Origin of the sequence: Dyadobacter sp. 676 (assembly GCF_040448675.1) — a bacterium.
Classification (GTDB): Bacteria; Bacteroidota; Bacteroidia; order Cytophagales; family Spirosomataceae; genus Dyadobacter.
On record NZ_CP159289.1, the window covers coordinates 5,552,232 to 5,564,472 of the forward strand.

General features: G+C 50.1%; 6 protein-coding genes and 1 pseudogene. 1 reads left to right on the forward strand and 6 read right to left on the reverse strand.

Translation table 11 applies throughout. The annotated features are described in order from the left end of the window. Window positions 1–503 precede the first annotated feature (503 nt). Window positions 504–1,541, forward strand: a complete 1,038-nt coding sequence (locus ABV298_RS24685; protein ID WP_353718799.1) for a hypothetical protein — start codon at window positions 504–506, stop codon at window positions 1,539–1,541. On the opposite strand, the pseudogene ABV298_RS24690 reads toward ABV298_RS24685, so the two are convergent. From ABV298_RS24690 to ABV298_RS24715, 6 genes and pseudogenes are all read right to left on the reverse strand, one after another. Next, a pseudogene (locus ABV298_RS24690) lies at window positions 1,477–2,847 on the reverse strand (IS3 family transposase). The gene ABV298_RS24685 and the pseudogene ABV298_RS24690 sit on opposite strands and share 65 nt — an antisense overlap. 407 nt (window positions 2,848–3,254) lie before the next feature. Further along, the gene (locus ABV298_RS24695; protein WP_353718800.1) at window positions 3,255–4,664 is read right to left on the reverse strand and encodes a sulfatase; all 1,410 of its coding nucleotides are present in this window, start codon (window positions 4,662–4,664) and stop codon (window positions 3,255–3,257) included. A gap of 1 nt (window position 4,665) precedes the next feature. After that, a complete protein-coding gene (locus ABV298_RS24700) occupies window positions 4,666–6,132 on the reverse strand; it encodes a sulfatase (RefSeq protein WP_353718801.1) in 1,467 nt (488 codons plus the stop codon). Window positions 6,133–6,144: 12 nt separating this feature from the next. Then, window positions 6,145–7,623, reverse strand: coding sequence for a RagB/SusD family nutrient uptake outer membrane protein (locus ABV298_RS24705; protein ID WP_353718802.1), 1,479 nt, complete (start codon window positions 7,621–7,623; stop codon window positions 6,145–6,147). Window positions 7,624–7,646: 23 nt separating this feature from the next. Beyond that, window positions 7,647–11,084, reverse strand: coding sequence for a TonB-dependent receptor (locus ABV298_RS24710; protein ID WP_353718803.1), 3,438 nt, complete (start codon window positions 11,082–11,084; stop codon window positions 7,647–7,649). 149 nt (window positions 11,085–11,233) lie between these two features. Then, window positions 11,234–12,187, reverse strand: coding sequence for a FecR domain-containing protein (locus tag ABV298_RS24715; RefSeq protein ID WP_353718804.1), 954 nt, complete (start codon window positions 12,185–12,187; stop codon window positions 11,234–11,236). Between the last annotated feature and the right edge of the window lie 54 nt (window positions 12,188–12,241).

The following is a 12,241-nucleotide window of genomic DNA, read 5'->3' on the forward strand; positions in this document are numbered from 1 at the left end:
AAATCACGCAGATCAGATAAGCAATCACATACTTGAATTAAAGTTCAGAGGGTATATTTAATTGAATCAACGCCGGTTCGTATGTGTCGTGAGGTTTGCTATAAACAGGAATCGAATTTGGGCATCATTTTCACAACTCTGATATCAATTTTTGATCGAAAAATGCCGTAGTTATTCTCTTGTCAGAGATTAGATTCATTCAGAGTCCCTAGTATTCAATTGAAAATTTCGCATCACTTTAACAATAAATTAAAAATAAAATGAGACGATTTTTAGAACAAGCTGGCATGGTTAATTGCCAGCATGCAGGAGAGACTGACCACCTGCCCGATGGCGTCGCTATTCTTGGCAGGACCGCTCCGGTTGCGGCAATTTTGGCTAGAACGCTACGCAGAGGCATGAACTTATCGTATGGTCTGCAATCATTAGGAAACATAAATCCGCCGTTAAAACAGGCACTTGGTGACCATTATCTATACATACACTATTAAACTCAAAAAGGTATGAAACGAAATTTTATAAATAAAATCGGGTTCTTTCTATTAGTAGTCTTATTCTTTGCCGGAACACATGGAGCACAGGCGCAATGCACAGCCGGCTGCAACAGCAATTATGGCCTCAACTCCAACAATGATGCTGCAACAATTGAGTACGATAATATGATATCTGGCAATGATAATACAATCATTAAGGAATCAGATGGTACGTTTAAGGTGTTTGGCTATGGCATGGACAATAACGGTGTCAGTAATGTACTCAGCCCATTAGTAATTAATAGCACCAACTTTCCGGGTTTGCAAGGCACAGTCTTAAAAGCAGCTATCGGATCTGGTCAAGCCGTGGTGCTAACAACACAAGGCTTATATGCCTGGTCTGGTTTGAATCAAATGCTATCTACCACTGTCAAGTCGACAGCTGCTATGGGGCCTGTGACCATAGCCGGGAGCAATACCTATGGCTTGCCGCAAGGGGTGGAGCCGGGCAACGTTAAGAGCTTGTTTGGTACTGCCAAAACATTGGCAGTACTGACTTGTAGCGGAGAAGCATGGGTATTAACCCAAAATGCCAGCGCCGCAGGTGCTGGTTTGTCGACTGTAAATCATACCTGGAACCGCGTAACCACCGCAGAGCCAGGTAACCCGACTTTGGATAATGTGGTTGCCCTTAGAGGAGGTGCTAACAATATGTTAGCCTTACGTGCTGATGGTACGCTATGGACTTGGGGAACTTACAGTTATCTGGGAGATGGCACTGCCTATGCGTCTAGAAACAGGGCAACTCAAATGACTTTGCCTAACTCTGGTGGCACTATCAAAATGATAGGAATGACAAGTTTTGTTGGTACTTATTATGTGTTGTATACCGATGGTAGTCTATATGCTATGGGAGATAATGCAAATAGGCAACTTGGGGACTGGACAACTACTGTATGTCTTCAAACTAACTTGGACAACAGCTTAGAGAGTATTTTCAGGTTTATAAAGCTATTAATTTTTGGTTTAGATACTGGATTTTGCGCTGTTTCAGGGTCTGATTTTTGATTTGCTCTCTTCTTTTCAAAATGAGTTCACCGCGGCCAAAGTAGACGTCAGCAGGCGTCAGATTGTTCAGCGATTCGTGGTACCGCTGGTTGTTATAGCGTTCTACAAATTTGCCGATTGCTTCCCTTAGCTGGTCTGGGTGAAAGAAATTTTCGAGCTTGACCATTCCATGGCGGCCACATTTTTCATGGTCCGGTGGTAACGTTCTATCTTTCCTTGCGTCTGCGGATGGGCCGGTCTGCCATGCACCTGTTGCATTTGAAGCGTATTTTTCAGATAATCGCCCAACTCGCTGGATATGTAACACGCCCCGTTATCTGAGAGCAACTTGGGTTTAGCTTTGGTTTTTATTCTTGCCTTTTTTATAGCAAGCTCAACGGTCCTTTTCACATCATCTGCCTTCATGCTGCTACACAGCTCCCAGTGGATGATGTACCGGCTGTAATCGTCGAGAACCGTACTCAGGTAGTAATACCCCCATCCGACTACTTTGAAATAGGTAAAGTCAGTCTGCCACATCTGGTGGACAAAAGCGGTTTTGTCCTTAAACTGATCCGATGCCGCTATTAAAATATGGGTCGGGGCACTGACTAATCCACGTTCTTTGAGTATCCGGTAGACGCTTGACTCAGAGATGAATACCTGCTGCGTGTCGGTAATGTAATGGGCTAGTTCACGGGAGGACAGGTCTGTCTGGTCCAGGGCTAGCTGGACAACCAGGTCTTTCTGCTGTTGAGGGATGCTGTTCCATTGCCGGTTCGACGCTTTCTTCGTGCTCAAAAGGCCATCGTATCCATGATCCAGGAATTTGCTATACCATTTATAAAACGTGCTTTTGGCAATACCAAGCTCCTGCAACGTCTTTTTGACACCCAGTTCGGATTGGGTTACAGTCTGGATAATCTCGTATTTTTCTGATGCCGATAATCTCATAAATCTTCGGTATTTGAGGTTTAATCCAGCATCGTCAAACTTTTTTTACGATATCATACCGCAAAAACAGATCTGCCACCATTTCTTTCAGTCGGGCATTTTCCTTACGCAGTTCGCTGACTTCGTCTGTCGTGGCTTCTCGCGTCAGATCACCTTCCAGCCGTTTCTTTCCAGCTTCCAAAAACTCCTTGTTCCATTTATAGAATTGAGATTCGTTGATCTGGTGTTTGCGGCACAGCTCGGCGACCGAGATCTCCGCACGCAGCGCTTCCATCACGATCAGTACCTTCTGCTCGGCAGTGAAAAGCCGTCGGGTCTTACGGCGAATGTCCTTAATGTAATTCTCAGGTGTAGGCTTTTTTGTGTTTCCCATGATTTAAAGTACTCATTTTTAGGAAAACACTCTCTTTACTTTCATTCAAAGTTGTCCACTTTTCGCTGACGATTTACACCAAAATACAATATCGAAGGATTGCTTACCTGATGCACATGTTTGTGTTTTTTGCCAAAATTCTTCATTCCTCTGCTCTGTGAAAACCCGTTTCTTGCGTGAATTCTTCAAAATAGGGAATTCTGGTCTCGTTCGACGGGACTACCGCCATACACATATCAGGAAAATGCTTATGATTCGGTCAATAATTACACAATCTACGCGCGGGTAATTCGGGATGGTATGTCTAAGGCCGGGAAATGGGTGTTTACTTTGGCCTGTCCGCAGAGGCGGAAAGAATATTATTGTTGCCGGCAAAGGCGGGGAATAAGCTTTGCCGGCAACGCGGGCTATTGAACTTCTTTTTTCAGCACTTCGTAGCGCGCACGCATTTGCAAAAGTTTTTGCTTGTGCGCTTCATTTTTTACAAGATTGGTAGTCTCGTGCGGGTCCTTACCGGTGTTATAAAGCTCCTCGTAATCGTGTTCAATGTATTTCATGTATTTAAAATCCTGTCCTACTACACCCTCCACTTTCGGCAGGCGCGGACTTCCGAGATAGGTGTGTTCGTAGAAGAAATCCTTGCGCGGCGCGACTTTGCCGCTGGCAAATTGCAGCAGGTCCTTACCCTGCATTCCGGCAGGCACCTCGGCCCCGGCCAGTGCGAGCATGGTAGGCGCTACGTCGATATTGAGCGCAATCGCATCTGATTTTTTGCCAACCAGGTTTTTAGGTAAAGGCGGACCTGAAATAATCATCGGTATGCGGATCGATTCTTCAAAACCAAACCATTTCCCTTCCAGACCATGCTCGCCGAGCGAAAAGCCATTATCCCCCATGAAAATGATCACGGTGTTTTCATAAATACCCTTTTGTTTCAGCTGCGCCACCAGATTACCCACTACTTCGTCTACGCCGGAAATCAGCCGGTAATAGTTCCGGGTGGTTTCCTGACGGAGCTCTTCGGTTGCGAAAAGCGGCTTCCAGCGTTCGCGGCCAATGTTTTTATCGGTTCTGAAAAAGTCGGGATGCTTGTCCCAGTATTTGGGGTCGGCAGTTTCGGGTTTGGGAATAGCTGCATTTTTGTACAAATCCTTAAAACGGGCCTGAACCGGATAGGTAGGTGGGTTACCGTCGAGCTCGTGCGGGGCTTTGAAGCTCACCGAAAGATTGAACGGGCCTTTATCTGCAAACTGATCGATAAACCGGGCAATGTCCGTATTCACACTATCGGTATGGTGCACTATTTTGCCGCTCTTGTTGATCAGCTCGTACACCGGCTGCCCCTCCTTCGGGCTCGACCAGTAGTCGAACAGAGAGTCGGGCTGGTTTTTGACGTCGATGCCCAATTTTCCAATAAAACCGAGCTTGTACCCCTGCTTTTTCAGCAATGCGGGATATGTCTGTGCCAGGGCCCCGGGGCTGAAATCGGTTGTGAAATCATTGATTTTATGCCTGGATTCGTATTGCCCGCTCATAATGCTTGCCCGGCTTACGCAGCAGATCGCGGTAGTTACGTAGGCCTTCCGGAACAATATCCCGTTGTGGGCCAACGCGTCGAGATTAGGGGTTTGGATAATTTTGTTCCCCATTACGCCTAATGCGTCCCAGCGGTGATCGTCGGTCAGCAGGAAAATGATATTGGGCTTTTTTGGATCGGCGGATTGCTTTTTCACTATCCAGGCAGAAATGGCGGGGACAATACCCAGCATGACAAGCATTGCGAGCCGATGTATGCTTGTGAGCGTCGCGTTTTTCATATTATCTGGTTTTCAATTCTTCGTAATAGGAAGCCGGGCGCAGGCTGTCTTTGTGGTCGTAATTGTAGTTCCAGCGCTTCATGTATACATCCGCAGGCTGGAAATCGTCATCAATGTCTTTCAGCATTTTAGTCAGTTTCGCTTCCAGCTCCGACTGGATTTTCTTGTACTCCGGCTTGCCGATCAGGTTGTTTTGCTGGTACGGATCGGTTTGATTGTCATAAAGCAGCCAGGGCCCGTTCAGTCGGCGCGTGTAGGTGTACCGCTCCGTGCGCACGCCGCGGTATTCCCTGCCGCCATTGCTGAAATTGTACTCGTGGAAAGGTACCGGCAACGTAATCAACGCCGCGTCCAGGGGATATTTCTCGGGTTTCAAAATGCCTGCGGAAACGTCGGTACCCTGTACGCTGGCCGGGATTTTGATGCCGCTCAAACCGAGCAGGGTAGGCAAAATATCGGGAGTGCCGAGCGGTTTGGATATGGTAATGCCCTTTTTGCCCAGCTTTTCAGGATAGCGGATCAGCATGGGCACCAGCGCCGATTCGTCCCAGGGGCGCTGCTTGCGGAATACCCCGCGGGTAAGGAGCATATCCCCGTGGTCGGAGGTGAATACCACGATCGTGTTTTCCGCAATGCCCTGTTTTTCGAGTGCGTCCAACAATTTTCCGGTCATATCGTCCAATGCCGTGCAATGCGCGTAGTATTGGGCCAGCACTTTTCTGGCGCTGTCCTGCATTTCGGCGGGTACGTTCGGACGAACCCTGAGTTTGGCGGGGTCGTACATTTTCTGGTATTTCTCAGGTGCCGTTTCGTATGGATTGTGTGGCGGCCCCCAGGATAGCACCAGCAGGAAAGGGTTTTTGCCGGATTGTTTGATAAAACCGATGGCGCTGTCGGTCTGCGGGAATGCGTCGTAGCCTTCCCAATAGACCTTTTTATCATTCTCATCAAAATAAAATGAATTGTTGTAATCGTGCGTTACCTCGCGCGCTTTCCAATAATCAAACCCCTGCCGGCGCTCACGCGGTACCGGCTTGTCGCGCGCGCTGAACGGGCCTTCGCCATTTTTGTGGCCGTTCACGTGCCATTTGCCGATGTAGCCTGTGCGGTAGCCGTTCTCCTTGAAAATTTCGGCCATTGTCAAAGCTTCATTGGCCAGTGGCTTGTCGTTGTAAAACAATCCGTGCTTCAACGGATACTGCCCGGTGAGCAGCGAGGCGCGGTAAGGCGTGCAAACGGGCATGGTGGATACCGCGGTTTTGAAATTGACACTCTGACTGGCCAGCTTGTCGATATGCGGCGTTTTTACATCTTTGTTTCCCGCGTAGCCTACCGCTTCGGCCCGCCATTGATCGGCGAGGATGATGATCACATTCGGTTTGGCCGCTTTCGGCTGCTTCAAACGCACGGCGAAAACAGAGGCAAACGCAACAGCCAGGATACATGCGGCTTGCAATATCTTTTTCATAGAATCAAAAATTTAATATCCGGGGTTTTGTTCGAGTTTGTTGACCAGCACCTGTTCTTCCGGCACGGGCGCCAGTAGTTTAAAAGCCTCCATTTCATAGGCGGCGGCGTATAAAAACGACTTTTTAGCCTTTTCCCTCGCGCCATGTGCACTCATTACCTCCAATGCTTTTCCGGTGCGTTTGAGGTCGTACCAGCGCTGGTTTTCAAAACAAAATTCAACCTGCCGCTCTTTGGCAATCAGTGCGGCCAGCTGGGCCCGGCTACCCGCGGTGATCGCTTTGGTGAGTCCGGCGCGTGTTCGTACCTGCTGTACAAATGGAATTGCCTCGCCGGTTTTCCCTTGTTCGTTGAGTGCTTCGGCGTACATTAACAGGATGTCGGAATAGCGCAGGACGGGCATATTGTCGCCAGTTCGATCGTCGGGGGCGGAAAGCGGGGCTTTGAACTTGTTACAATATGGAATATCCTTCACCACCGCGTCCCAATCTTTGCCTCGCCAGATCGCAATCGAAGCTGCTTTACGCTTGTCGCCTTCCTCGAACGCATCGATCAGATCGTCCGTAGGCTGGTTCCAGCCGCCGCCGACCAGATTGATATTAGGCCGCTTCGTAATTTCCCCGCCCGATGACCAGGGGGCAAACCAGAACAAAAACCGGTTGGCCAGCTCCGCATTGTTTTCCGAGTATTGTACGGAGAAAATAGTCTCCTTGTAATCCTTGTTTGCAGGATTGAAAAGATCGTCGTAAACAGGCAGCAGGCTGTATTTTCCTAAATCTATCACCTGTTTCAGTACCGTTTCGGCTAATGCGTGTTGTCTGGTGGTGAGATACACTTTTCCCAGGAGTCCCAACGCGGCGCCTTCGCTAGCGCGGCCGTTTTCCTCTACATCGCGTGCGGCGGCAAAGTGCGCGGCGGCTGCTTTCAGGTCTTCAATAATGGCGGCATAAACCTCCTGCTCGCCCGACCGCTTGATACCTACCGCCTCCTGCGAACCGATCGGCTTCAATACCAGCGGAACGCCGCCGTACTGGCGCACCAAGTTGAAATAATACAGCGCACGCAGAAACCTGGCTTCCCCGGCTGTGCGCTCTTTCAGCGACATTTTGGACCAGGTTACCTCCGGCCGGTCGATCTCGTTGAGCAGCTTGTTGGCGCGGGTAATCCCATTATAGGAAGTATTCCAAAAGCTGGCGTAGGCCACGTTGCTGGTGGACATAATAAACTGGTCGATCACGCCTTTGGAAGCCTCTCCGGTAACATTACTGTATTGAAAACTCGCATTGTCCGAAGGCAGCTCCGCCATTACCCAGTGGTCTACCTTTTCCAGGTTACGCAGCGGCACATAGCAGCCGTTTGCCAGAAGGATGAATTCGGTTTCGGACTTATAAAAGTTGCTTTCGTTAAGGGTTGTTTCCGGGTACAGCCGCAGGAAATCGTTGTCGCAACTGCTCGATATGCCTGCTATCAGCAGGATCAATAGCTTTTTCATTTCAATCAAATTTCGGTTAATGGTCAGAAGCTCAGATTGATACCACCTGAAACGGTGCGCGCCAGCGGGTACGACGACATATCGATGCCCGGTGCCAGCGTGTTGCTCACACTCGCACTTTGTCCCTCGGGATTGGCCCCGCCGTACTTTGTAAATGTGGCCAGGTTTTGCACGGTAGCGTAAATGCGGCAGCCTTTGATGAACCGCGTCGCCTTCATCAGCCGATCGGGCAGATTGTAGCTTAATGTGATATTGGAAATGCGCAAATAGCTCGCATCTTCTACCCAAAGGTTGGAAACGCGGTGGCCCAGGCTGGGGGTCAATTTGGGAATGCCGTAGTGCCGGCCGTCGCCCGGATTATCCGCGCTGCGCCAGCGGTTGGTCCATTCCCGGCTTACATTGAAAAATCCCTGCAGGTTGTCCACCGTCTGGCGCAGCCCGTTCATCACCTGCCCGCCGTATTGTCCGTTCACAATCACGTTCAGGCTGAAATTTTTGTAAGACAAGCTGTTGGTTAATCCGTAAACAAACTTGGGCTGCGGGTTTCCGATGATCGTATAATCGAGCATATCGGTAATCACGCCATCCCCGTTGATATCCTTATAGCGGATATTGCCTTCGTAAACCTGCGGGGTTTTGATCAGATCGGGATTGGCGATATCCTCGGCGGTGTATAATCCATCGAACACATACCCGAAAAACTGCCCGATAGGTTTGCCTACTACCGACACGTTGGTTGCATTCCCGTCGTTATTTCCGGCCAGAATGCGGTCGCCGTTGTCGTTGAGCGAGAGTACTTTATTGCGATTGATGGCCATGTTGAAGTTCACGTCCCAGTTGAGCGCACCCTGCACGGGCGTCCCGCCGAGCGCAATTTCCACGCCTGTGTTGCGGATATTTCCTTTGTTGACGGTTTGAGAAGTGAAGCCGGTAATCGCAGGGATCACATCCGGCAGCAGCATATTCATGCTTTTGCGGTAATAATAATCCACCGCCAGCGAAAGGCGGCTGTTGAACATTTCAAGATCAGCGCCGACATCGATCTGATTGGATTCCTCCCAACCCAGATAGGGATTGGAAAGACCAACGGTAGCCGCAGTAACCTGGTTATTTCCAAAAACATAAGCCCCCGCGCTGATCGCCGCCAGATGCGAGTAGTTACCGATATTGTTGTTGCCGCTTTTGCCAAAACTTGCGCGTAGTTTCAGGTTATTGATCGATTTAATATCCTGGAAAAAAGATTCTTCGGAAACACGCCAGGCGGCCGCTACCGATGGAAAAAACGCGAACCTGTTGTTTTCCCCGAACCGCGAAGAACCGTCGGAGCGGAATGTAGCTGTGAGCAGATAGCGGTTTTTGAAAGCATAATTCAATCTTCCCAGGTATGAAATCATGCTCCATTCGTTCACGTCCTCGCCCCACGCACTGATTGCCTGCGCGCCGTTGATGGTCTCGATCAGATCATTTGCATAAGGGCGCGCCGTGAGGGAAACGCCGGTGCCGCGGAATTTCTGGGTAGTGTAGCCCAAAAGTGCATCGATCCGGTGATCGCCCAACTCTTTTTCATAATTCAATGTATTCTCCACCAGCCAGTTGAAACTTTCTCCATTGGCTTTGTACGCAGCCCCCGTTCCCGGCACAGGCGGTGCATTAGGCGCTCCTACCGTACTGGGTACATATTGATTGTATTTGGAAGTAGACCAAATGGTGTTGATCGAGCTTTTCAGCCGCAGTTCGGGCGTGATATCCCACTCCGCAAATGCTATTCCGAGGTTCTGAAAATCGCGCTCGGATTGCACCGTTTCGCGCAGCACGAAAAGCGGATTCGCAAAGCTCCACGCCGAGTGATACTTGCTTTGGGGCGAGGTAATGTACGGGATCAGATTCCCGTTTGCATCATAAGGCGACATCACCGGATTAGCCCAGTTGGCCACTCCGATAATATCCCCTCGACTTTGGTTGGTAGCAGTACGTTTCTGACTAATATAGGTTGGCTGCAGGGAAGCGCCTACTTTTATCACCTTTCCCACTTTGGAATCAAAACCAATGCGGCTGCTGAAACGCTCTACACCCGTGTATTTAACGGTACCCTCCTGGTTAAAATAGCCCAGACTGAATGAGAGCAGCGATTCTTTGGAGCCTTTTTGCAGACTGAAGTTGTGGTCCTGGATTGCGGCGGATTGCAGCAGCAAGTCATACCAATCCGTGCCGGGCCCGTTAAGCGCGTCCAGGTTCCGGTAAGCCACCGGATAATCTTCCAGGGTACCTTGCCGGTTTTCCAGCCTTTTCACTGCGATATCGATGCGGTCGCGCTGAAACTCGGCAAACTCGCGCTGGTTCATCAGCTGCGGGCGGCCGCGTTGCGGAACGGTTTGCACACCACGCATGGAGGATACGTTCACTTCCGTACGATCGAAGCCGCCTTTTTTGGTAGTGATCATGATCACCCCATTGGCCCCGCGCGATCCGTAGATAGCGGTGGACGAAGCGTCTTTTAAAACAGTAACCGATTCAATATCATTGGGATTGATAAAAAGCAGCGGATTGGTATTCGCATTTAAACCCGAAGAGTAGGGCATTCCGTCCACGACGTAAAGTGGCTCGTTACCTGCGCCCAGCGAACCGCTGCCCCGGATTTTAACCGAAGTACCTGCTCCCGGCGCGCCGGATACCTGCTGGATTTGCACCCCGGCCACTTGTCCCATCATTTTCTGGTCAATGGTCGCAACCGGCAGCGAGCGCGTCGTGGCCGGATTCAGCTGGGCGACGGAGCCTGTCAGGTCGGCTACCTTTTGGGTGCCATACCCGATCACCACCACTTCATTGAGCTGACTGTTATCCGGTACCATTTTCACATGCAGCTGCGACTGGTCGCCGACCGTAATTTCCTGCGCCTGGTAACCTACAAACGAGAACACGAGCACGCTGCTCCTATCTTCCGCGGTGAGGCTGAATTTGCCCTCCGCGTCCGTAGAAGTTCCCTTCGTAGTGCCTTTGATGGCGATATTCACACCCGGCAGCCCCACGCCCCTTTCGTCCACCACTGTACCCGAAACGCCTATTTCGGACTGGCTGTCGCGAGCGGCTTTAATCGCTTTTTCAGCTGCTTTAATGATTATGTAATTGCCCTCCAGATGGTAAGCCAGGTTGGCGGGAGGCAGCAGGTTATCAAGCACCGACTTTAATTTCTTGTTTTCAAAATCCGCATTTACCCGTGGGGCGGAGCGGATTGCGTTGGCTGAGTAGAGGAAGTTCACACCGGTTTTGGCAGCCAACTGGTCCAGCGCCGAAGTGAGCGGCGCATTCTGTACGCGCAGTGTCACGAGCTGGTCGAGCAACTTTTGGCCCAGCGCCTTTTCGGGTGCGGCCACCACGGTGGTGAGTATTCCCAATACCAGCAAAAGGGCAGATACTTTCATGGCACAGCCATACAATCGTTTGGTAAACGATATTGATTTCATACTTTTAGAAAGAATTAAGGTTTATGACCGGTAGATGCAATTGGTTTCCTAGGCCTGCATTTTACCTTCGTTAAGCATTGATTCACCTCCCTGTTCGCGCAGGGAGTTTTTTGTTCATGGTGATTTATTGGGCTGCATGTCGAAAGGGTTTAGTGACATTCTGTTCCTGAAAATTGAAAATTCTTCCCCGAGCCGCTCAGTTGCGCCTGCATCATTAAAGCCAATGCGCCCAGCGCTTCCTGCACGGGCTCATTGCCAATATTGGCGTATACCCTGCATTGCTCAATCGCCTTAGCTACACGGATCCGCACATTATAGCGACGTTCCAATGCCGCCGCTACGGTTTTGAAGGTTTCATCTTTGAAATTCAACTGTCCGTTTTGCCAGGCCAATACCGCCGCTGAATCAATGTTTGATTTCTGTAATCCCGCAACTGTGCCAAGCGCAAATTCACCGGCAGTAAGGATCACATGATCAGCAGATTTTGCCCGGTTTTGCACTGAAACTTTACCGGATACAACAGCCACCCGGGCGGTTTCTTCGCCCGGATAGCTGCCTACGTTGAAGCGGGTGCCAAGCACCCTGATTTGCAGCTTTTGTGTGTTGACTATGAATGGTTTACCATTTTGATGGGCCACGTCAAAAAACGCCTCTCCCGTGAGAGAAACCTTCCGGCTATCTTTTTCGAAAGTAGCGGGGTAGGTCAAAGAGCTGCCGGCGTTGAGGGTGACCTGCGTACCGTCTTCCAGCTTTATCTTTTTAATTTTTCCGAATGGGACCTTTATTTCTGTGTAGGTTGGCCGGGCAGTGTCGGGCAAATCTTTTTTCAGGACAAGAAACAGGCCGGCACCGATCGCAAGGACCAGCATGGCCGCTACGCTATATGCCCGCCATGCCGAGTGCCTGGCCGGTCGTGCAGCAATGTTATTGTCAATTCCCGCCGCAATTTCATTTCCTATGCGATCAGCTTCCGTTGCATCGAGCCGATACCAGGAATCCTGCCCGACCGACTCGTCGTAAGCTTCGAGCCAGCGGCGTTCTGCCTCGGTGGCCGTGCCGTCGAGGTAGCGTTTTACCAGATTTCTGAAATTTGCCTTGTCCATATTCCCTGCTTCTGATAGCTAGTAAGGCAAAAAGGCAAATCTCCCACGCCGGCG